We start from the raw sequence: 23,436 nt of genomic DNA, 5'->3' as shown, positions 1-23,436 counted from the left end.
CTTGTTCGCGCCTCAGTTTTTTCTTTGCTTCGATATTTGTGGAAGCTTGTCTTCCAGCGGAATCCGGAAAAGAAAGCGGGTGCCTTGCCCGGTCTGGGAAGTAACGCTCACTGTGCCCCGCAGTCTCTCGACCTCCCGTTTGACAATCAGCAGCCCTAATCCTCTGCCCGAATAAATGTCGGCCTCTTCTTTGACGCTGACCTGCTCGTAAAACAGGAAGCCGAGCTCCTCTTCGTCCTGCTCTGCCTCCCAGCCTTTTTCCAGCCCCTGCTGCTTGAGCCTGTCGATATCAATCCCTCTGCCGTCGTCCTCGATGGCGATCAGCAGCGCAGCGTCCTCCTGCCAAATCCGGCAACTGATCGTTCCCCGGCCTTCTTTGCCTTGCGCCAGCCGCTCACTTTCCGGCTCCATGGCGTGGACGATCGCATTGGAAAATACGTGCAGCAAGCTGCATACAAACGGCTCAAAGCGCTCAGGGTCCACCAAAATCTCCTCTGCCTCCAGCCGAAGCGGATGGATCGTTTTGTTCAGGCGCTGGGCAAGCTCCGTTACATACTCCTGATAGCGCGCCATCAATTCCTTGATCGGACGCTGGTGCAGCTCGCGAATGCATTGGTCGAGCTGGGCAGCAGAGCTGTCAGGCAACAGCTTGCTCACCTTTTCGACAAAATGCTCCCACCTGTCCTTGGCAATCGTCATGTCTCCGTCGCCACTTTCCAAAAAGCTGTTGCCCAATTTGTTGCGGATGATCTCCAAATCCTGCTCCATGGCAGCCTGGACTTGCGCAACCGGCAGTTGGCTCGGGAAATCTCCGTCGGTGAAGCGCTCCTGCTGCCTGTCCCGATCCATCAGCCACGTTTCCAGATCGTGCAGCTTTTGCGGCGTGTGGATCAGATGGAATTGACTGAAATCCCCTTTGAACTGATGGATTTGCGCCGCCAGCTTGAGCAGGCTGTCGGGATCGTCCACGCCCGCGCTGAACAGCGTTTTCCAACCGCCCGCGAAGAAAGCCGTGAAGGAGCGATATACTTTTTGGAAAAGCGGCAAGCTGATCGCCACGGTCAAAATCATGTTCAGCCTTTGCCACTCCTGCTCCATTTTGCTTTCCAGCGCCCTTTGTTCGCTCAAGTCGGTCAAAATCAGCATCAAACCCTCGGGAGAATCGCGGCGATCCTCATGGATTGGCTTGCACTCCAGCTTGAGCGGAAGCTGGTTGATGTAAATTTCCGTAGGGAAGAGGCTCAAATACAGCTCTTTTTGTCCCTGGTCCTTCGTCTCAAAATACTTTTCCAGAAGCGATTCGACAAACGCCCGCTCTTCCGGACGGTTCGGGTACAAAAGGCTTGCCACCGATTCGCCTGCCAGCTCTCTGCCGAACATCCGCAAGCATTCGCGGCTGTATTCGGAATGGACGAGCAAATTTTTGGAAAACGACAGGAAGCCTTGGCCTGCGTTGTTCAGCAAGTTTTTGTTCGCCTGCAAAAGCGATTGAATCTCCGTCGTTCGCTCGGCGACGATCATCTCCAGCGACTGGTTCCATTGCTCCAACTGGTGATACAGCCGGGCATTTTCAATAAAGATCGCCATCTGCGAGAAAATGAGCCGCAGCGGCTCCGAGCGTTTTTCGTTGAAGACGTGCGTCGTCTCGTTGTTTTCCAGGTAAATGACGCCGATCATTTTGCCCTGCTGCCACAGTGGCGAACACAAAATCGACTTCGGCTTGTTTTTCGTGATGTACGTATCCCGGAAAAAGACGCCTTCGACCGAAGCGTTGTGCAGCACCAGCATTTCTTCAGTCCGGATCGTGTAGTTGACCACGGCGACAGAGAGCATCCCGCTGTGCTCGTACGGGACGGACTGCATGATTTCCACGTCCAGATCGACAGACCCGGCTGCCTCGATGACCCATTCGCTCTCGTTTTTCAGGATCAGGATGCCTTTTTCCGCTCCCGCGTTGCTCATGACGGTGCGCAGCATGGTCGCGAGCAGCAGCTCCAGCCTGATCTCGCTCGCCATCGTTTGCGACGCCTTAATCACGCTCATCAGATCGACCAGATCGGCGGACTGGTCTGTCGCCGCAAGCTCTGCCGATGCTTCCAGCCCTCTCCCCCGCTGCAAAAGATGCGGGTAGCGCTCTTCAATCTCTCTGGACTTGGCCAAAGCTCCCCACTGCAAGTACGTCTCATACGCTTCCGTCATGTACACCCTGGCGATTGTCTCCAGGCCCAATGCCAAATAATGATGGGCAGCCAGTTCGCTCGCCAGTGCCTCATTTTGCAAAAAGCCATCCTTTTTCGCCAGTTGCAGTGCCTGATCGTACAGCTCTCCCGCTGCCTGCCGCTTGCCGTTGACACGGCTCCACTCGGCGCTCATCAGCAAGTATTTGTGCTGGAAGTTTTCCGGGCAATTGTCGGCCCAAGTCTTCATTTTTTTCAAATGCGCCTTGATCTTTTTCGCGTAGCGCAACTGCTCGCGGCGATTGGCGTGCTCGTACAGCTTCGTCAACGACAGGGCGTGCATGAAAACATGCTGGCTGACCAGCACCTGGCCGCTGACCGACTCCATCCATTGCTCTGCTTCGCTCAGCAGTTGCGCGGCTTCCGCGTAGTTGCCGTACATGAGATGCGCCAGCGACTTGTAAAAGTGGTACATGTAGCGCTTGTAGCTGGTGCCTTCTGTTTGCAGGCTGCTCACGTATTGCGCCTCATCGAAGCCGTCCCGGCAAAACGCCGTCTTTGCGCCCTCTGTCCAGTGTGTAAACGTGTACAACGCTTGCCGCAACAACAAGAGCCGATCATCGTGATCGACCACCTTCATCTGGCAGATCAGGTCGGCATGCTCCTCGATTTGCTGCTCCAGCTCTTCCAGCGGCAGCCCGCAGTAGAGCATGGCTTCCAGCAAGCCGTGGGCATTGTAGGCAGCGTAAATGTTTCCTCCGCCTTCCATCCCGAGCTGGATCGCTTTTTTCAGCAACGGAATGTTTGTCCGCGCATGGTCGCACCAGTGGTTGATGAGCAGGGCAAACGCTCCGTACGCCTTCGTCATCGCGATCGGGTCCGCAAAGCCATCCGCCACCCGGCAGGCCAGTTGCCCGAACTCGTACGCCTCCCGGTAGTTGCCGAGCTGCGAGCCGAGCACGATCCCGTAGCCGGTATAGCCGTTCGCTGACGCAACCGCGTTGCCGTGCACGAGCGACAGGTGCAGCACGCGTAAGATCGTCAGCGCAAACCAGTTCGGATTGACGAAGTACGAGGAAGGTCCTGCGTCGCTGATGATGCTCATCGCCAACTGGTAGTTCTCATCCGGTATGTCCGGCAAATAGAGCAGCTCGTCAATTTTGCGCCCTCTCAGCCGCCGCTTGATCTGCCACATTTCCTTGATGATATCGAGCTTCCCTGGCTTGTGCGGAATGGGCACGCCAAGCAGCCCCAACGCTTCGCTCGCAATATCCATCACCCGCGAAAACTCGGCCAGGCGGGTGTACATGTGGATTTGCAACTCCAGGACCCGCACGCGCTCACGGTTGGTCCTGGCATGCGAAAGGGTAAGGTCAAACAGCCGATTCGCGTCCTCCATCTGGTTGCACAAATACGCCGACTCGGCATAGAGCGTGTACAGCTCCATCGCCAGTTGATGGTGCTGCTCCCACGCCGCTTCGCCGATGAACATCGTCCCCCGCTGGAAATACTGCAGCGCCGCATCGAAGGCAGTAGAGGCCATCGCTTTTTGGCCGGCGAGCAGATGGCAGTGGGCGACCTGGATTCTTTCCGCCGAATCTTCAATCATGTCTGCGCCGCGATACATGTGCTCGCATATTTCAAACAGCAGCACCGATTCATACGAGTGGGACATGTTCCACAACATTCTCCCGAGCTTTACGTGCGCCTTTTTCTGTTCCTCCACCGACAGCGAGGAGTACGCCGCCTGCTGAATTCGGTCGTGAACAAAATTGAACTGGATCGTGACCTGCGCGAGATTTTCTTCTTCCTCAACGGCCGCATAGGCCAAATACTCTGCGCCTTCCAAGGGATAGATCAGCCCTTCCTCCATGGCAGGCCAAATATCCCGGACCGCTTCGGATTCACTCCGATTTTGCGCTTTTGCCAGCATCCCCAAATAAAAGGAGTTACCGAGGCACGCCGCGTAAGCCAGCAGCTTCTGGGTCACTTCAGGCAGGCGCCGCACTTTTTCCACGAGAAAATCAGCGACGTTCTCCGTGGTGCTGAGCTTCTCAATCTCAGCCAGATCCCATTGCCAGCCGCGCTCCTCCGGGACGTACCGCAGCAGGTTCTGATCGTACAAAGACTTGATAAACTGCCTGGAGTAGAACGGATTCCCTGCCGTTTTCCGCATTAAAATCATCGCCAGCGGCTGCGTGACAGCAGGGTCTGTATGCAGCGCGTCGGAGAGCATCGCGTTGATCTGGGCGAGCCGCAGCGGCAACAGCGTGATTTGGCGCAGCATCCTGCTTTTGACTCCCGCCTCCGTCAAAATCGCGATCAAAGGATTGATCGCGCCTCCATCCTGATCGCGATAGGCGCACACGAGCAAAAAATGGCTGAGCGGCAAATCGGCGACAAGCTCGCGGATGAGAAACAACGACGACGAATCCGCCCATTGCAGGTCGTCGAGAAAAAGTACCAGCGGATGCTCGGGGCTTGCCCAGATGCGGATAAACCTTTGCATGACCAACTGAAAACGGTTTTTGGCCTCTGCGGCGGGCAGCTCCGGCACGGGCGGCTGCTTGCCAATCACCGCGGCCAGTTGGGGAATCACGTCCATGATGACCTGCCCAAGCCCTTGCATCGCTTCGAGAATCGTTTCCCGCCACGTCGCCAGCTCTCTTTCATTTCCGGCCAAAAGCTGCTTTATCAAATCCTGAAAGATTTGAATGATGGCCGAATACGGCACGCCTTGGCGGTATTGATCGAACTTGCCGGAAATAAAGCGCCCTCTGCCCTTCAGGAAAACTTTTTGCGCCTCGAAAACGAGAGCGGACTTGCCGACACCTGCACTGCCGCTCAGCATGACCATGCGCGACGCGCCATTTGACGCCTCTTCAAACGCGTCGATCAGCATCTGGATTTCCTGCTCGCGTCCGTACAGCTTTTCCGGGATGTGCATGCGGTCCGCGCGGTCGTGCTGCGCCAGCGGGAACAGCCCGATCGTTTCGTTGTTCACAAGCTGGTCCAGGCAAAGCTGCAAATCGGCCACCAGGCCAGCCATGCTGAAATAGCGGTCTTCGGTATTTTTGGACAGACACTTCATCACGATGTCCGACAAAACTGGCGGAACAGATGGTTTCACCTGCACGGGAGCGATCGGTTTTCGGGCCATGTGGGCATGTACCAACTCAAGCATGTCCGATGTGAGAAAAGGCGGCTTTCCTGTCAGCAGCTCGTAAATCGTCACGCCAAACGAGTAAATATCCGTCCGGTAATCGACCGTCCGATTCATTCTTCCCGTCTGCTCAGGCGATACGTAGCGCAGGTTGCCTCTCCACTCCTTCGGATTCATCACGCCCTGGTGCTCCTGGTATCTCCTGGTCGCCAGGCCGAAGTTAATCAGCTTGACCTCATACGTCTCCGGGTGCACCAGTATATGGGCCGGATTGATGTCTTTATGGATAATGCGCTGCTGATGAATGTCCTCGATGCACGAAGCGATACGAATCGAAATGGTCAGGATTTCTTTTAATGACAGCTCTTTCATTTTGCAGAGCAGGGAGAGCGGCACTCCCCCGAAATCTTCCGTGATAAGCGCAGTTTCCCGATTGTGATCGATCAGCTCAACGGCAGTTTCCACAGCATGTGATTCGAGAGATTGCAAAATGCGATACTCGTGCTTCAGTCTCCAAAGCGACTCTTTGTGCGTGGGACCTTCACGCGGCTTCTTGATGATGACGGGCAGGTTGTCGCTGTTACGAAAACCGCGGTAAAATCCCATATTTGAATGTGTTGAGAGAAACTCTGTCACTCTGTATCCCGGAATCACGATCATGCCGCTCATACTATCCACTCCATCTAGGCAGAACATCCTATCATTTATATTGTTGCTTCAGGACAAATAATCTATATTGAATATATATTCTGTCATAAAATGCTATTTTTCTACTAATACTTATGGAGGTATCTCTATGGCAAATTTGAGTCGAGTTGTAAGCAACCCTTACACAAATGAAACGGTTACCTTTCTGAAGACGACAGAAGAAACCAATGGGGAATATTTGCTTTTCCGCACAGACCTGCCACCGGACAATGGAATTTTTCTACATTATCATACCGAACTTACGGAGACGTTTGAAGGGATAAGCGGAAATTTGGAGGTAAAAATTGACGGAAAAAAAATCATTTTGAAGCCTGGCGAGAAGCTGGACATCCCTCGCGACCATATTCACGGGTTTTACAACCCTTCCAATGAATTCGTCAGCTTCACCGCGGAGATCCGCCCTGCCGGCACTTTCGAGTCGTTCGTCCGCTGCGGATACGGCCTGGATACGGACGGACGGAGCTTTTACATGCCATTTTTGAAGCAGTACTTGCCGAAAAACATCCTGCTTTTGGGCACGCTGTTCAAAATGGGACAGTTCTACGTCCCCTACCTGCCGCTGTTCCTGCAAAAAGCGCTGTTTGGTTTGCTCGCCAAGCTGGCGCATTGGACAGGCTCCGACAAATCCCTGGAAAAATACTACAAAGGCTCCGTCGCCAAAGAAGCTTTGCCCCAAGAACCGCTGCAAAAAACACCCTAACTGTCCAATCCGGTAGGGTGTCTGCAAATGCTGATTATTTTCACACATTTTTTGCTCATCGAGCGCTACCCGTTCAGTGATTGAATTTGCCCCTGCACGTCTTTTGGCAGATACCTCCATAATAGCAAATCACTGAATCGTTTTCCATTGCTGCAAATTTTTTCTAGGACCGATTTACCAGCTTGCCGCTTGCAAAAGCGCGATGTCAGGGAAAATCGGTCCCGCTATTTATAGGGCCTGCGCTCTGCCCGAATGCCCGAAGCTTCCGGGAGCACGCGCACAAAAACCCGCTTCTACGGCGTAGCTGGCTGATCCGTTGCACCCGGGGCTTGCTGGCCGTTTTCCCCGGCAGCTTCTCTCACTGGCTGGATGTGCGGCTCCTCCAGCATGAGCCGATAGACAGGGACGAATTGCGCCTGGACCACATCGGGCGGCACGGGCTGCTGATCTCCCGGTTGCTCCTGCGGAGGCTCGGCCACCGGCTTTTGCTGCGAGAGCATATAGCCTGCCGTGCCACCAGCCGCCACGAGGACAACCATCGCGGAAATCATCAACGTCTTGTGGCGAAACAGCTTGACCAGCGGGTTGGCCGTCTCGCTGCGCACCTCTTCCAGCAGCTTGCGAAAATCGGCATGGCGGACCGTGTACCACCGCTTGCGCCACTCTTTGTTGCGCAGTCTTGCCGCCTTGTTTTCCAGGAAAAGCGACCGGAGCGCTTGCCGATACGCTGGCAGCAAACTTCTTCCTTCCACAAACATGCGCTGCGTCATCGTCCACTGGATGAACGCGTGCAATGTTTCCTCGCCGCCATTTTTTTGCACGAAGTCGAGCATCTCTGCAAACTGGAAGCCTTCCTGGCCAAAATGGTCCTCGCGATAGTAGACGAGCGGCACATGGGCAAAGCAGTCCGCGTCAAGCGGCCGCGCCAGCATGTTGGCGATCATCTGCTGCTGCACGCTGACCTCGTCGCGCTCCCATTTGCGGAAAAACTCCGCCGGGTGCAAGCCGCCTCTCGCTTCACGCAGCGTCGCTACATGCATGAGCATCTCTTGCTTTTGCCTGCTCGCCACATCAAGCGTCCCGAAAAAGCTCTGCGGCTTTTCCTCCAGAAGCGCGATCATTTTCTGAAATTCCTCCCTGGACAGCTTCTCCAGCTCTATCAGCTTCAAGAGCGACTTGTCCAGCTCGTCCAGCAACGGATCGGCATAGCTGCGCGCTCTGTCGAGGTTGTCAAAAAACTGGTGAATGGAAATCGCGGCTTCCAGCTTGTTTTTTTCGCGGGCGAACAAACGGAGCAGCTTTTCCGTCGATTCGGCGACAAAAAAAGGATGGCGCAAAGCTTCCGGGGCTGTTTTCGTCCAAAAGCGAATTTCCTCCAGCATGCCGGATAGCGCGGTCACTGCTGCCAACCGCTCGCTCGCGTACCCTTCGAAAAGCTGCTTCACCAATTGCTCCGAGTGAAAAATCGTCTTCATCGTCATGCCAAACAGCTCGGGATGGGCGGACAAATGCTTGTACACTTCGCTTGCCAGCCCGCGCTGCCCCGACGACTTCGCTCTCACCAACACATTCAGCAAATAGCGGACCATGTCCATGCGCAGACGGTCCTGCCTGCTCAATCCGCAGGAGTCCAGCATCTGCCGGATCGTCTCGCCCTCGGGCAACTTTTTGGCGGCAAGCGCGCTTACTTCGCCGTGAAACAGCAGCACTTGCAGCTCCAGCAGCCGTTTGTTGTTCGCCAGCGCCGGCTGGCGCAAATAGCCGTTCAACGCCTGCCATACGCCCGCCGGATTGCGTTCGTAGACAGCCGTCCGGCCTTTTTCGATCAGGTAGAGGGCGCACAGCTCGTAATACGTGCGCACCTGCAAGGTCAGCGCCGTCTCCGCCCCTGCCAGCACTTCCTCGCAAAAAGCATGGAACGACGCCAGAGCCTGCGGGTCGTTCACGTACTCCCAGGCAAAATCGAGGTATTCGTGCGCCCCCTCCTGCAAGTCGACGTTCTGCACACGTCCGAGCGCCAGATCAAACAAAAAGTCTTTGTCACTGTGTCCGCCGCCGAGGCGAATGCTGCCTTTTTCCACAAACATGACGTGGATATGCTTCTTGCTCTGCGGCTCGCTGCTGTAGGTGAGAAAGCCAAAATGTCTGCGCAGCTCATACGGCAAGCAACTGTACAGAACCTCGAGCAGTTGGCTGGCGCTGGTTGCGGCCGCGCTGATGTCCACGTCCAGACTGATGAATACTTTCTTTTTCGCCGTAAGCGAGGTCATGACGGCATAGAGCAGTTGTTTGAACAGCCGCTCATCGAACCCGAGCTGTCCGAGCAGCCGCTTCCGGTCTGCGGGCAAGGTCGACTGCGCCGGAAGCTCCGCTACAGGCGGCAGCTCCTTGCCCTGCGTATCGTCGTGACGGTCGGCAAAGGCGCGCACGCCGAAAATTTTCTCCGGATTCGTAATAAACTCGTCCCGCCGCCCCGCCGGAATGACGTAGTTGTGACTGAAAAACGTGTTTCGCTGCCCGGTAAAGTCCGCCCCGACAAACACGCTTCTGCCGAGCACCATCTCGCCAGATTCGACGTGGAAGCAGACGAGCGCTTCCGGGTAGGCGGACAGGTCGCTCTCCGCCCGCTCCTGAAGCTGTCTGGGGGCATCGTACACGCAAAAAGGATGGAGTGTCTTTTTGATGAATTGGTTGTCCAGCCCTGGCGTCCTGGCTACCGTATCGTAGCCTTCGTTCGAGCGGAAAACCCCCTGTCGCCCGCGGGTGTAGAATTGCTGCAAAATGGGCTGACGGTTCACTACTGCTCCCTCCCCTCGATGTAATCAAGCTGATGCATCAACCAGATGAACGGCTCATCGACGCGAATCGGCGTCACGACGCCGCTCACCTTTTGATTGACCGGATTGCTGCCCAGCGCTGATACAGCGAAGTAGGCCGTATTGGTAAAGTAGACCTCCAGCGCGTCTTTGAACGGGCGATCCACTTTTTCGATAAAGCGGCTGATCTCTCCGTTGATGTTCTCGAATTCAGCCGTGTTCAAATACTGTTCATGGACGAAATTGCGGAACACATTGCTGTTGGACTTGATGTATTCGCCGTCGTCTTCCTTGATGAGATGCAGCATGTCGCTCTTCGTCAGCACGACCGCCGTCGGGATGTCCGTCTTGCTCTGCTCCTGATAGCCGATGAAGTTCTCGAACAACGTAATGACGACCTCGCGCGGCTCATCGTACCTCGCCGTGAATTCGCCCGGCTCGTCGCCCGCCCGCAGCATGACCCGGTCGCGAATCGTCTTGATTTGCAGCGGATCGACCAGAAACAGGATGCCGGACGAGTTTTTCACATGCGCGGCGTACAGCTCCAAATACTCGCGATCGACCATGCCTTCGCCTGCGACGTCGAAAAAGACGAGGATGAGCGGCGCTTTTTGGCTGTCTTTGAAAATGAACTGAAAAATAAACGGTTCCTGACGCTTTTCTTTTTGCGTGGAATCGAGCAACTGGCCGCGCTCAAACAGCGGCGCTTCGTAGTTCTCGCGGAACTTGCGGCTGATCTGCGCATTGAGCGGCATGCAGGCAGCGTTGAAGCGGCTTGCCGTCGAGTTTTGCAGCGTATGAATCAACGACGTCATATACACGGATTTGCCGACCTGCGACGCCCCGACGATCGAAATGATGTTGCTCGGCGCTTTGCCCGCCGTAATCGGCAGCTCGTTGTGGCACTTCGGGCACAGCCTGCGCTTGGACACCATTCCGTAGCGGTCGGTCACGCCTGCCAGCACATTGTCGACGTACAGGTGATTTTCCGGCGGGATCGAGTCCGGGTCGATGACCGCTTCCAGCTCGTCGATGGCATCCAGGCCGAATTTGTCGCGATAGGCGTTGAGAATCTCATCCTCCTGCAAGGCGTAGTCCTCGTCGTCCTGGCGGTAGTGTGTCGCGCGGAACACCACCTCGTCCGGTCCGTACTTGGCAAAGCAGTACGGGCAGACAATATCGTAAAAAGGAAGCCGTTCGCTTACTTGCGGCTTTTTCTCAAACATGTTTTTCAAAAACGACAGCATGGCTTCACCCTCCTATTCCGGAATCAGTTCGTACATTTCCCCGTATTTTTTTCCGTCCGTAAAAAAGAGGCGGATGACGTCCTTTTTCCTGACCTCGATTTCGGGCAACAGATTGACGCCTGGCACCAGATCGCGAATGAACGGGTATTGCGTCCCGTCATCTTTGTGCGCGGGGGGCGAGCCTTCCTTTTTCACATAGCAGAGGACGTCTTTGGCGATCGGAATTTCGGAGAAAATGCGGATTTGCAACGTTTGCTGCTTGCGAAACCAGCTTCCGCTCCGCTTGAACGAGTAGTAAATTTTCGCCTTCCCCGTACTGACATGGATGACGTGCGCGTCGCCCTGCGGAATGAGCAGAATCGGCTTGCCGTCTTCCAGGCGGCAGGGAAAGATGCGGTACGTATATCGGCCGATGCCCTCGGCTTTTTCGCGCAGTCCTTTGTGTACCTTGTATTCCTCGCGCGTGTACAGCTTCAACTCTTGATCCTCGATCAGACCGGCATCAAACGGAGCGCCGTACAGCGACTTGTGCACGTACACGCAAGGAATATCCTGCCCCCAATGCCAGGTCAGCACGAAGTCGCCTCCCTGCTGCTGGCACGAAACGTTCTTAATCAGCGTTTCAACTGTTTCCTCCCGGTTCATCATGGTTCATCAGGCTCCCTCTACAGATCAAACCGTTTGCTGGTTTCGTTCCCTGCCCCGAGAGCGCGCGGACTTTGCTGGGCGGCCAGCCTCCGCTTTTGAAAAGACGATCCGCCGCTGGCCGGAACTGGGATGAAGACTGTAAACAGCGTCAGAACGACGGCGAGCAAGGCGCCGGCGATCAGGCGCACCGCCATGTCGAGCAAGTAGATCGAGGAAAGCCCTGTCTCCAGCACGATCCCGGCCAGAAGACCGGATACCGCCCCTCCGATCGTGAAGCTTTTTGCCAGATGGCGATTGTCAAAAATCAGTCCCAGTGACAAGCCGAGCAAAGCGCCGATCACAAGCAGGCTCGCTACCCGCAAAATCGCGTAAAACGTGCTGTCTGCCGTGGCACCCGTCCGCTCGGAGACAAGATTGCGGTCCTGGCGGCTCATATCGTAAATCTGCCCAAAGATGCCTGTCATTTCATTGGCGTGCTCGACGTTGAAGTAGCGGCCCCCGGTTTCTGCCGCAATCTGCTCCAACAGACGCGTGCCTTGTTCATCAATATTCCGCATCCCGACTGTATGGACCAGCACCTGATGCTGCTTGAAAGGAGCCAGCGTTGCCGGAATATCCAGGCTGGTGTAGCCATCCGACATCAGCACGACGGTACTGTTCTCCACCTGCTGGGCTGCCGTTAGCTGCTCTAACCCCGTTTGCAGCGCCAGCTCGATCCGCGTCCCGCCGTCCGTCCCCGAATGATTGAGCAGCTTTTGCACGACGTCATCCTTGACTGCCTGGCTGCTGAGCGCCACGAGCGGCTGCAGCACGTTCGTCTCGTCGTTGAACGTAACGACGGCAATCTTCATGTCGCTGTCCATTTTTTGCACCATGTCCGCTGCCGCCTTGAACAACTGGTTGTCCGGGTCAGACTGCCGCATGCTGCCAGAGGTGTCCAGCAGCATGACGATATTGTTGGCTCCGCTGGGCGCCTGGAACGACGATCCGTAGAGCAGTTGGAGCAGCATCGCTGCCACGCCTACCATCACAAACGTGCTGGGGACGAGCATTTTCCAGGAAAAACCTGCATATCTCTGCTTCCAGCCTGTACCGTTCAGGCGTGGCGAGATCATTTCCGCAATGAGGCACATCAGTCCAACGAAAAATGCATATTGACCAAAATAAAGTCCAATTAACAGCCATTGCGCGATCTCGCCAGCCAGGCGATCCAGAATGACCTCTCCTACCAAAAAGCCGATCACACCACCTACCAGGCTGCACACAACCATGAGCAGGCTCAGCTTTCTCTGGCTCATGACGCTCCCTCCTCTCCCGCACGGTCAAAGACAAATCCGCTCTCCACGTAGGAGGCGTGGTACTTTTTGTTATTGCGGTAAAACATCAGGTCCTCCATGCCGAATCCACCCATCAGGTTCATTTTTTCTATCCCGCTTTTTTGCTCTTCGTGGATGCAGCCTTGCTTGTACGTCCGAATGCCCTCATCCTTGCGCAGCACGTACTGGACGAAGTCGTTGTGAATATCCGCAAACAGATACTTTTCCTCGTAGCGGTGCTTTTGCAGGAAGTGAAACACTTCCATGTGCACAGCCGCCCGCTGTTCGAGCACCTGGGACAGATCGAAAAACAAATCCTCGCGGGTCAGCACGCTTCTGTTGTCGTAAGCGGCCCCGACGTTGGCACGCGCCAGCAGCTCCGCTTCAAAAGACAGGGCGAACGGCGAACGGGTCAAAATCTCGTTGCGGCAAAACTGGCACAGCCGCTCCACCAGTCCCGCTATCCGGTTCTGGAACAAAAGGGCGCCGCTGCCGATGTAGCGCTGCTCCATGTAAAACCCGCTGCCTTTGGCCGCTTCCAGCGAACGCATCGTGTCGCGGACGACGGACTCGTAATACTCGTCCACGTTTTTCCCCAGGTAGTCGGTCGCTTCGCGGACGCTCGCCTGGGCGATCTCGCGCAGTTGCTTTTGCAGCCCTTCCAGTTGGTCGACCTGCTCGCTGATCTGCCTGTGAATGACCTCCGTCTGCCGCTCGTAGTCGACGAGCAGGGCGTGCAGCAGCTCCCACTCCAAAAGCTCCAGCTTTTTCTCGTACACGACGTGCAGCAGATGGCGGACGAGCGTGCGGACACGCTCCTTATCGCGCGTGAAAAAGCCGCCAACGCGAATGTCCTGCCGATCTACCCGCTGCTGGTAAAGCTCAGCCAGCTCAGCGCGAATCAGCTCCACTTGCCGCGCAGCCTCCCTGATTCCCGTGCGCAGCTCGTCCAGCAGATTGGCTCCGTTGGCATGCTCCGCCGTCAACTGATACGCGGCGTACAGGCCGAAGCGTTCATCTGCCATGACGCGATCCTGAATCAAATCCGCCAGAGGCTCCTGCACCAGCAGGCGTTCCAGCCTCTCCTTCGCAACGGATGCCATATTCGTCTCAAAAAAAGCCTGGCTGCTGCCGTCAAACAGCGCCAGCTCTGCCTCGCGCATCGTCATGCCGGACAGCTCGCTGTAGCTGACCCCGGAGGTCATGAGGCCCGTCATTTCCTCCAGCATGTGCGGTTCGGGCATGATCGCCGCCATTTTCCGCTCCAGCTCATGCGCAGACAGCCCCAGCTTTTCCCGCGCTTTTGTCTTCGGCACCAGCTCTCCCTCTTTGAGCCGCTCCCAGTAACGGTCAAAAACAGCGGCAAGCACTGTCAGCGCAATCGCGTGAGTCGGGCGCTTCACCTTGGACAGCCCCGCAGACGCGAATCGGGTCTGCCCGCCGTCGCCTGCAATGCTGCGAATGAACTGCAGCTTGTTGTAGCCTTCGTTGCCCTCGCTGAACTCGTGCTCTGCCTGCTTGTTGTTGAGCAGCACGAGCTTGCTAATCAGCTCGTAATTTTCCTGCATCCCGCCTTCGAGAAACAGGCCGTGCTCCGTCTTGTCGCTGAGCAGATAGGCGATGGAAAACAGAGGCGCCTTCTCGTGCTCGACCGGCAGCTTGACGAGATCCTCGGTCACGAGCAAATTGGCGCGATAGCTGTAATCGCTTCGCTGATAGCGGTTCAGCTCCTCCAGGAAGCTGACGGAGAGCGCCGCCGAAAAGCCGAACGCCTCTCCGTTGTTCCGTTCCTGCAGCAAGACGTACAGGTCAGCCGACACGTTTTTGAACAGCTCGTTCAGGTAGCTTTTCAACAGCAAGGTCAGCTCTGGCAAAAGAATCGCGGCAGGGTCGTCCGCTCTGGTCACGACGGCGATGTTCACCTGCTGAAAGGCAGAAAACAGCTTGCCTGTTTCCGCGATGCGCACGCTCGCCAGCTTCATCGCCTTGTTCAGTTCCATTTTGCTGGCTTCGTCCTCGACAAAACGCTCGTGGACCGATGAGCGCATCGTCTTCTTGTCCGCATCCGCCTGCGGCAGCCGGCAGCCGAGCACTTGCGGATGTTCCCACGTCTTCTCCTGATAGGCGTGCATGTAGAGGACGCCGCGGCTGTTTTGCCAGTCGCGCTCATTGCTCGCGCAGACTGCTCGCAGCGCCTCTACGCTCTTGTCCCCGATAAAGAGGAAAAGCACGGGGTTTTGAAGGCTGCGCTGCCCGTATCCGCTATCCAGTTGCCGCTGTAAATCCGCCACGTATTGGGTCGCGAACTCGTTAATCAAATCCCTCATGCTTCCTCCCTCGTTTATTGCAGCGTCTTGCGCATGTCGTTTACTTTTGCCCACACTTTTTTGTAGAACTGGTACATTTCCTCGCCGTTTACGTACTCGTCGCGGTCGTACTCCAGATCGTTTTTCACGCTCTGGAACGCCGTTGCGATTTCATCCAGCTTTTTCACGAGTTGCTCGGTATCCTCCGCCGAGACAAACGCGTCGCTGCGCTTGGCCGACTTGCGCTGAATCGCCGCCATGCTCTTGTGGTCGAGGGCGCGGAACTTTTCGTAGATGGCGAACTCTACGTGCTTGTTCACTTTCATCAGGTTGACGAACGGCTCCCACGCTTCTTCTTCCTCGTCCTTGTCGTAGACGTACAGGGCGCCGCGCTTGCAAATCGTGCCGGTGTACAGCGCCTCGATATAGCGGGTCAAAAGCTCCTCCTCACCCTGGATGGCGTTGACGATTTGCTCCAGCTCCTGGATTTTCGCTTCGATCTCCGCGTATTTGCGCACCTCTTCTTCGAGCAAGCGAATGAGCTGCGGCGAGCGGATCAGATTTTCCTTCGCCAGCTCTTCGTTGATGCTGCCGAAAATGTCGCGAACGCTCTCCTGCGCAAGCCCATCCTTCATGAAGCCTCTAAGCTCTGCCAACGCCCGCTTGATTTCGCCGGGACTGAGCTTGGCGGTGTCGCTTTGGTACTTCTCCATAAATGCGTTGATCGAAAACGGCTTGGACACTACGCACTCGTAACGGTTGCTCGTCTTGCTGTCGTCGCCTTTTTCCCGAATGCAGCCGTAGCGCATGGCCTGCGCAAACAGCTCGCGAACCTTGGCGTTGTAAGCTTTGATCCGCTCGTTTTGGTACGTGTCGCCCCACGATTTTTCCGGGATTGGCGACGGGAGGTACGCCCAGTTGTTTTTCTCCGTCTGCACGAGGTGGCGGCCGATGCCTTCGCGGTCGAGAATCGTGCGCTCGTAGCTTTCCTCGTACACCTTCAGCGGCGTGTAGGCAAACAGCGGCACCCCGTTTTTCGTATTCAGCCAGAAAATGCGGTTTTTGACTTCGCTTTCCTTAACCGTGAAGCGCGAGCCGCTAATCGCCGTATTCTGATAGTTTTTGATTCCTTTCAAAATCGACGGTGCTTTCAGCGGAACAGACACGAAGCCCCACGACGGGAAGTGCATGTTGCCGAGATTGTTGCTCAGATGGAAGACCGGAATCGCCTCTTCGTCCAGCTTGCTGGCGATCTTGCGCTCCACGATGCGGTCGAGCGTCTCGTCCTGACCGTATTTGATGACGAGGAACTCTTCCATTGATTTGGTAATCAGCTCGCCGAACTTCTCCGAGAGAAATTCCGAGATCGAGCTGACGATATCCAGCTCCTGCTCCTTGACCCATTTGTCGGAGTGGCGCAAAAGCTCGCTCGTGAAGTCGCGGATCAGGTCGTCGGCGTCTTTTTGCTCCAGGATGTTTCCGACCACCTTGGCGATATCCGGCACGCTGACGATGTTCCAGTAGTACGTCTTGTTGCCTGTGCGGTCCATCTCTTCTCCGCCGTTAATCAGGATGTCGCCGTTTTGCTCGAAAATCTGGTTGAGCGCGTTCAAAACCTCCGTGAACACGTTGTAAATCCGGTTGTTTTCCGCATTCAGCAGGCGGTGCAGCTCTTCGTAAAACTCGATCATCTGCTCCAGCTTCTCCTGGTCGGCCAGGAGCTGGTACTCGTTGATTTTCGCCTCGATGTAGAGGTTTTTCTTTTTCTCCTTGGAAATGAACGCGCTGCGAGCATCGCCGAGCTTTTCGTTGGCGTTTTCCCTCGCGGCCTCGATCTCCCGCGGGTAGCTTTCCAGCGTGGCCTTCAAGCTTTCCACGTAGGAGAGGATCATTTTCATCAGGCAAAAGCCTTTGTCCGAATGAATCAGACGCGACGCGTAGAACGGCCCTTGCTGCGGGTGCAGGAAGACGCGGGTAATCATCTCCCCGAATACGCCGATCATTTCGCCTGGCGTCTGCTTCTTGCATTTGATGTACGCCTCACGCGCTTTGGCGAGGTAGCCTTGCTCCAGCTCGTGGTCGATGCTCACGACTTGTTGCGAAATCACGTTGCTGTAGCTGAGGCGCTCGCTGTTCTCGTAGCCTGGCAGCGGCTCCGGCACTCGCTCCTCGAATTTGCGGGAGACCGAGTCGATATCAATTCCCAGCTTGCGGGCGAACTTCTCCGCATCCTCCTGCGTCGGCGCTACGTGGAACATTTTCTCCATCTTTTTGAACAGGCGGTACGCCAGGTAGGTCGTCATTTCCTCGATGGGCAATACTGCCGAGGAAGCGCCGATCACGTTGTACTGGTAGTTGGCCGCGTACGCTTTCGGCATCTGGTTGATGTTCGTCCGGATGTTGCTAATGTAGTCGTGAATGGCGAACTCTTCGCCGGAGCGCTTTTCCTCGCTCGCCATGAAGTTGGTGATGTTCTCCGCCGTCACGTTCATGCAGTAGTCATAGGCGTTTTCCAGCGCCTTGCCTTCGAGGTTCGTCGCCGAGATCAGATGGCACAGGTTGAACGGCGGCATTGGCGATTGCACCGTCAGCACATTGCCGTACTGCTGGCGAAAGCGCTCCTGGCGCTCGTCGGCGTTCATCCAGTAATCAAGCTCCTTGAGCGCGGCGTAGCCGTTTTTCATGATGTAGTCGCGCGTGTGCGAGCTGAGGCTTTTGTTCGACAGGTTGACGTCCGGCGTAAACAGGTAGCCGAGCGTATTGACCTTGTCCACCCCGGCGCTGCCGAAGTCGCGCTCCAAAATTCCGCGCACGATGTAGGCGATGTCGAGGAAGCAGCCGCTGCCTGTCCCGCCGGACAAGCCGCTCAACAGGAAGACGGTCAGCTTTTTGTTCGTGCCCTCGCAGAGCATTTTGATCTTTTTCTCAATCGTCTGGACGACTTGCGTGATTTTGGTAAACAGCAGCAGCCGCCCTGCCTGGCGCACGCCGGATGCCCCGCTGATGCCGTCTGTAATCGTCAGCTCGGGCGAGAGCCATTCCGTTATGTACGGCTCCAGAATGCTGCGGTTTTGCAGCACGCCCCCGATTTCCGGATTGGACAACAGGACGAACTCGGTCACCGGATCGAGTCCGATGCCTTTGTACTTTTTGTTGCGGTCGTGCTCGTTCGTCTCAAACGCGATAAATTCAATATTGTCCGGCTTTTCCTTGCGTTTTTTCGACAGCGCATCGACTGGCAGCTTGAAGCGTCTGTTCACCTGATATTTGAGGCGCAAGAGCGCGTCGATGCCTGTCCCGCCCAGCCCGATGACGAGCATCGGGTTGTCGATGGTGTCTACACGAATCTTGTCGCTGACGATACCGCCGCCAAGCGATACGTCCAGTTGCTGAATATGTTCTCTCACTACTGCTTTCATACCGATCCACTCCTAGACGATGTAGTCTACATAAACGGACTTGTTGACATTCGTTAACGAAATTTTGATGCGATCGTTTTTCTTCAGTTCTTTGCCACGGCTGACATCCAGCACGCGTCCCGCCTTTTCGATCCGGCAGGTGGAGCGGTTCTCGATAATCAGCGTATCATTTCTTCCCGGCAAAAAGATGACTTTCTCCGTCTCCGCAAACTCCGGTGCGAGCTGCAGAAGCTGGTGCAGCTTCACTTTTCCTTTGAACGCGCTCAGTTTTTTGTACTGCGGATTGGATTTGTCGCCTGTGTCCTCGTCCACGATTTCGATCGCGATCTGTCCGATGAAGCCTTTGTTGGCCTTGCGCCAGAGCGCCAGCGCGTACAGCCCGGCTCCGATCAGGAGGGTAAGGAGCACCGCACCTCCTACTACGGTCAGCCACGGAAATGGTTTCGATTGTTCGCCAGGCGCGGTCGTTGTCGGCTGCTGCGGCTTCGTCGTTCCTGCGCCAGCCGTCTGCGATGCATCCACGACCAGCGGCTTCGTCTCGCGGTAAAAGCTCGTATCCTCCGCCTTGATTTTCAGCTCGTAAGCATGGTCGGCGGGAATCATGAAGCTGCCGGCAAATCCGCTGCCAGTGTTATTCAAAGCAACTTCGCTCGTTTTGTTGTCCGTCTTGTCCTCCACGATCAGCGTCGCCTTCATCTGCTTGTACAGGTCGGGGCTTGTGATCGGCTGGCCGTTGGACACGAGAGCGGCCTTGATCGGCACGACGTCCCCGGCTTTGAAGCTGGTTGCCTGGAGCGGCTCTGCCTCCAGTTGCAAGTCGTAGTTGAAGATCAGATTGATGTCGATTTTTTCCTTGGGAGCGCCTTTTACCTGAAGCTTCCAGTCGCCCTGCTGTGGCTTCACCAGCTTGACCATCGTGTACGCGCTCGATTTGCTCAGCCGCACCTGATCGGACGGAATCGCCACTGGCTTGCCCGCCGGGTCAAACAGCTTCACTTTCACCGCTTTTGGCGACATGATCGAAATATTCGCTTCCATGACGCTCGCGTTCGGGATGGAGATCGGAACTTCCTGGGCTTGGCCGTTCGCTGTAAAGCTTTTGACCGGGACGACCTTGAGCTTCAAATGATTGGCAAAAATTTCACTCAATATTTGCGGGAGCCTGTCCGCTGTGCTTGTTTCAAAAAACTTGCCGTTCGTCTCGGAGGCAATCTGCTGCAAAGTCGTGCGGTTGAGCTGGCCGTCCGCGTTCAGGCCGATCGTGTAGATCGGGTAGCCTTTGTCTTTTGCTTCCTTGACCGCTTTTTGCAGGTCCTGGTCAGACTGGGCCTGCGTCCTGCCAGACGCCTTGTTCAAATAGTTGTTGCCGTCAGCAAGCAGCACGATGATCGGCGCATTGGCCGGATCGCGCCCTGCGTCGAGAATTTTCACCGCTTCGGTCACCCCGACGGAAATATCGGTGTACGCCCCTTTTTGCAGGCTGTCGATAAACGCCTTGATATCGTTCTTGTCTTCCTCGGAATTGACCTGAATCAGCGCTTTTTCCCGCTCGATCTTGTCGGTGTACGAAATCACGCCGATCTTGTTCGCCTGAATCGAGGTCATGTCGACGAACATTTTCATCGCTTCATTGCTGACCTTGTTCTTGTCGCTCTGCGTCATCGAGTTGCTGACGTCCACGACGAGTACCGCATCCATGCTGTTTCCGGCGGTTTGCGCAAAGCCTGGGTGCGCACCGTAGATGACTGACACAAACAGAACCATGAGACACAATGCGTATCGATACCACAAGCCAAAACGTAACTTTTTCATGAGGACCCCTCTGCGTACAGAATTTAAGTACTATTGCAAACAAAGTAAGACTGTGACACTATACCACTAGATTAAAGAATAGTGAAAAAGTAGTAGATGATTGCGCTCCTACTCGTAATACGATACGACGTGATTCTTTGTTACAGATTTCGACACTTTTATGAGGGAGAATTTTTATGTTAACTTATTTCCTTCTCTTTGCCGCTTTTTTGCTGCTGGCAGTGCGTTTCTTCAAGCTGCTGCGACTGAAACGGCGCAACCTCTCCGCAGCCGAAATCGATCAGCATCTTCACCGTCTGTTAAATGAGAAGAGGAACCAGCCATGAGAAAACGAATCGGTGTTCAATTTCGAAAGAGTCGGAAAACGGCGCACGCTTTTGAACGGATCATGGCCTGCAAACGATGCCACACGTACCACGTCTTCTGGGATACGCACTGTGACGCGTGCGGCAGAGCCTACACCCCGGTTCGCGAAGTCTCCGCTGCCGTGACGCGCCGCTATGTGCAGACGCGCTTTTTGCTGCTCGGCCTGTTCATTTGCCTCGCGATCCTCTGTGCCGACACGCTGGTGCAGATAGCCGTTGCTTTTGGCGTGGGCTTGCTGCTCGTTTGCCTTTTTTTCGCGATGCAAAAAAAGTACGGTTCGTATGAGAGAGACGCCCAGTTGCTGACGTTTTTCACCCGCGAGGAAGAAGCGCTCAAAAAATCGCTGCTGCAGCATCTGGAACAGGTCGGAGCCGACGTCAAGGCCGGACAGATCAAGGAAGCCTACGAAAAAACGCGAGAAATCGGCTATTTTGTCGATTCTGATACGATCAAAATTCGCAAAATCATGTTTCTGAATCACTTCGTGCTGCGCAAGGACATGGAGCTTGAACTGGAAACGCTGATCCCCTCCACCTATGACAAAGACTTCATGGAATACGTGCGTGAAGTCGTCAAAGTGCAGCCGTCGCTGGTCAAAAAAGCCGTACTGGATTACGTCCGGCGCTACAAAAAGCAAATTTTGCTGCTGGAAAACGGGGAGCAACTGATTGGGCAAGTGGCTGGCGCGGCTTTGCGGATGAGGACGTATGTGGACGAGTATCAGGACCTGATTATCGAATTTATGGATTATTTGCCTCGCGAACGGCTGCTGCGGCTCGCCAAAATGCTCCAGACGCATCGAAGCGAAGGCTGGGAGCAACTATATCATTCTACCAAAAACAGGGTAGATACGCATTTCGCCTTTGATCCTGATTTTAAAGGCGTACTGTGAAGGAGCCGCCTTTGATGAAAATCTCATCCTATCAAAAATCGCTGTTTGTCCGAAATGTGGCGCTCATCGTGTTTTCCGTCGCGCTTGTCGCTGTTTGCGTCAAGCTTGTGCTCGGGTACAGACAGATGACCCTGTACGATCAGGCCAAAGCCTATTATGAAGCCAACAACCTGCTGCAAGCCGAGGAAAGCTTTGCCCGGGCCAGCGACATCGGCGCCATCTCCTACGGGGACGAGCAGTGGAGCGCGCTCATGTCGCAGTTGACCTCGATCCGTCTGGAAATGGAGGGGCTTCAGCAAAAAGCGCAAACCGCCATGCAGGCCAAACAGGACGCGGACGTTTTGGAGACGTATGAGACATACCAGGCCATGCGAAAGACATACGCGAACCAGCCTGGCGCAGCGGCTGCGTTTTTCCAGCAGTTGTCCGCTCATTTGCGCCTGGAAAAAGGCTGGTCCGACTATTACCAGCAGGCGATGCAGGCTGCCCGCGGCCAGTCGCAGGCGAATCTGGACAAAGAAAGCTATCGCGACGAATCGTTCATTGATACGCTGCTCGCCATTCCCGCGGAGTACTACGGCGGCCAGCCCCAAAAGCAGGAAGCGCTGCTGGCGCTGTTTGAGCACTATGAAAAAACGAAGCTGCGCTCCTTGATAAACAACGCCTCTTTTGAGGAAGTGATTTTCAGGACGGCGAGCAGTCTGCGCCACTATGCCGAGCAGAGCTTTGCGGCAGACTGGCTGCTGACGCGGCTGGAAAAGTACGCGCAGGACGAACTGAAAGAAGCAATTCGCAAGCAGGACCTCGCCTCGTTCGTCAAAATGGCGGCCGTTTACCGGAAAATACAGGATGTGCTCCCGGATGATTCCCGTGCGCTCGATACGATCAGCGACCATCTGAAAGCTCGCTTGCGGGAGGCGGAGCAGTACGCCAAGTCGCGCCAATTTTCCAAAGCGATTGAGTTGTATCAGGAGCTGAGCCCACTGGAAGACACGGCGACGCTCGTAGCGGAAGTGGAGAATCGCTGGCTCGACTATGACCCAGGCCGTTTGCTTGCGGTCAAATACCCGGACAAAATTTTTACAGAAATCTTCTCCGGTACCGATCTATGGGGAGCCAAGCTGTATGCGTATGGCCTCGTGGAGGAGGATCAGCGTCTGTACGTTGCAGCCAAGCTGCAGGATGATTCGCTCGTCTATCTGGAGCACAGCTTTGACGGCCTTGACATAAAATCGGGGCGCGTCCATATCGCGGACGCTCTGGGCGGCGCCAAAGCGCCTGTCTTGCTCGTGCAGGCGGCGGGCAAAGAGCGGGAGTTTTCCTACACGGGCCTGCTGCCTGACTTGTCGCAAAAGACGATGGAGCAGCGCTTTGCGATCGAAGCGGACGAATTTGCGGTAGAAGATGCCGAGCATGCCATCATTAAGAATGCGGTAGGAAAAGGCAAGCAGGAGTACGCCCGGTTCAAGCTCACTTCCGAAGGGCTGGCCTACGTCGAAAAGGTCGCCGACATGGCGCCTGACGCGGACGAGGCTGAAACGGATACGGATTCCTCCGGCACTGGCACTGGCGTTGACGCCCCGGCCGCTGAGGAGCCTGCCGCCGAGCCGCAAACCGTGCAGGTGTTTGCGGGGCCAGGCGAAGAGTATGACGTGATCGGCGAAGTGGTGGCAGACGAGTCTCTCGCCATCGGCGCAGAGCTGAACGGCTGGTCCCGGATTACACTGGACGGACAAGAGGGGTGGATACGCACTCCGCAAACCGCTCCGTAAGGCGTTCCATCAGCGCACTAAGCAACTTGTCGCTGCTTCGGCCATGGCAGTCGGCACGGATATGAGAAAAGCTCCTGTCACCGATTTTGTCGTC

Annotated in this window: 12 protein-coding genes; 4 read left to right on the top strand and 8 right to left on the bottom strand. The window is 55.6% G+C overall.

The window, feature by feature from the left end; genetic code table 11:
• Positions 1-12 precede the first annotated feature (12 nt).
• A complete protein-coding gene (locus M655_RS01480) occupies positions 13-6,009 on the bottom strand; it encodes an AAA family ATPase (protein ID WP_026557638.1) in 5,997 nt (1,998 codons plus the stop codon).
• A 127-nt stretch (positions 6,010-6,136) separates the two neighbouring features.
• Between M655_RS01480 and M655_RS01475 the strand changes: the two genes are divergently transcribed.
• Positions 6,137-6,748 (top strand): cupin domain-containing protein, encoded by a 612-nt coding sequence (locus M655_RS01475; protein WP_005830173.1) that lies wholly within the window; start codon positions 6,137-6,139, stop codon positions 6,746-6,748.
• 293 nt (positions 6,749-7,041) lie between these two features.
• Here M655_RS01475 and M655_RS01470 read toward each other — a convergent pair whose 3' ends face one another.
• The 7 genes from M655_RS01470 to M655_RS01440 are packed head-to-tail and all read right to left on the bottom strand — an operon-like array spanning position 7,042 to position 20,312.
• Complete coding sequence (locus tag M655_RS01470; protein WP_026557639.1) at positions 7,042-9,546, bottom strand: GAP1-N2 domain-containing protein; 2,505 nt, start codon at positions 9,544-9,546, stop codon at positions 7,042-7,044.
• Positions 9,546-10,811, bottom strand: a complete 1,266-nt coding sequence (locus M655_RS01465; protein WP_007778303.1) for a TRAFAC clade GTPase domain-containing protein — start codon at positions 10,809-10,811, stop codon at positions 9,546-9,548. The genes M655_RS01470 and M655_RS01465 overlap by 1 nt, the downstream gene beginning before the upstream one ends.
• A gap of 12 nt (positions 10,812-10,823) precedes the next feature.
• Complete coding sequence (locus M655_RS01460) at positions 10,824-11,459, bottom strand: hypothetical protein (RefSeq protein ID WP_005830179.1); 636 nt, start codon at positions 11,457-11,459, stop codon at positions 10,824-10,826.
• Between the two features lie 17 nt (positions 11,460-11,476).
• Positions 11,477-12,757, bottom strand: a complete 1,281-nt coding sequence (locus tag M655_RS01455; protein ID WP_007778298.1) for a vWA domain-containing protein — start codon at positions 12,755-12,757, stop codon at positions 11,477-11,479.
• The gene (locus M655_RS01450; protein ID WP_026557640.1) at positions 12,754-15,102 is read right to left on the bottom strand and encodes a hypothetical protein; all 2,349 of its coding nucleotides are present in this window, start codon (positions 15,100-15,102) and stop codon (positions 12,754-12,756) included. Before M655_RS01450 ends, M655_RS01455 begins: the two co-directional genes overlap by 4 nt.
• Positions 15,103-15,116: 14 nt before the next feature.
• A complete protein-coding gene (locus tag M655_RS01445) occupies positions 15,117-18,500 on the bottom strand; it encodes a tubulin-like doman-containing protein (RefSeq protein ID WP_005830182.1) in 3,384 nt (1,127 codons plus the stop codon).
• 12 nt (positions 18,501-18,512) lie between these two features.
• On the bottom strand, positions 18,513-20,312 hold the full coding sequence (locus M655_RS01440; protein ID WP_026557641.1) for a vWA domain-containing protein: 1,800 nt from the start codon (positions 20,310-20,312) through the stop codon (positions 18,513-18,515).
• A 176-nt stretch (positions 20,313-20,488) separates the two neighbouring features.
• On the opposite strand from M655_RS01440, the gene M655_RS01435 reads away from it, so the two are divergent.
• The 3 genes from M655_RS01435 to M655_RS01425 are packed head-to-tail and all read left to right on the top strand — an operon-like array spanning position 20,489 to position 23,342.
• Positions 20,489-20,638: a hypothetical protein gene (locus tag M655_RS01435; RefSeq protein WP_007778284.1), complete on the top strand. Its 150-nt coding sequence runs from the start codon at positions 20,489-20,491 to the stop codon at positions 20,636-20,638.
• A complete protein-coding gene (locus M655_RS01430; RefSeq protein ID WP_005831161.1) occupies positions 20,635-21,570 on the top strand; it encodes a hypothetical protein in 936 nt (311 codons plus the stop codon). Before M655_RS01435 ends, M655_RS01430 begins: the two co-directional genes overlap by 4 nt.
• Positions 21,571-21,584: 14 nt before the next feature.
• Entirely contained in the window at positions 21,585-23,342 is a 1,758-nt protein-coding gene (locus tag M655_RS01425; RefSeq protein WP_035422924.1) for an SH3 domain-containing protein, read from the top strand.
• Positions 23,343-23,436: the final 94 nt, after the last annotated feature.

Source organism: Brevibacillus sp. NSP2.1 (genome assembly GCF_000470975.2).
Lineage (GTDB): Bacteria > Bacillota > Bacilli > Brevibacillales > Brevibacillaceae > Brevibacillus > Brevibacillus agri.
This window is presented reverse-complemented; position numbering and strand designations above follow the sequence as displayed.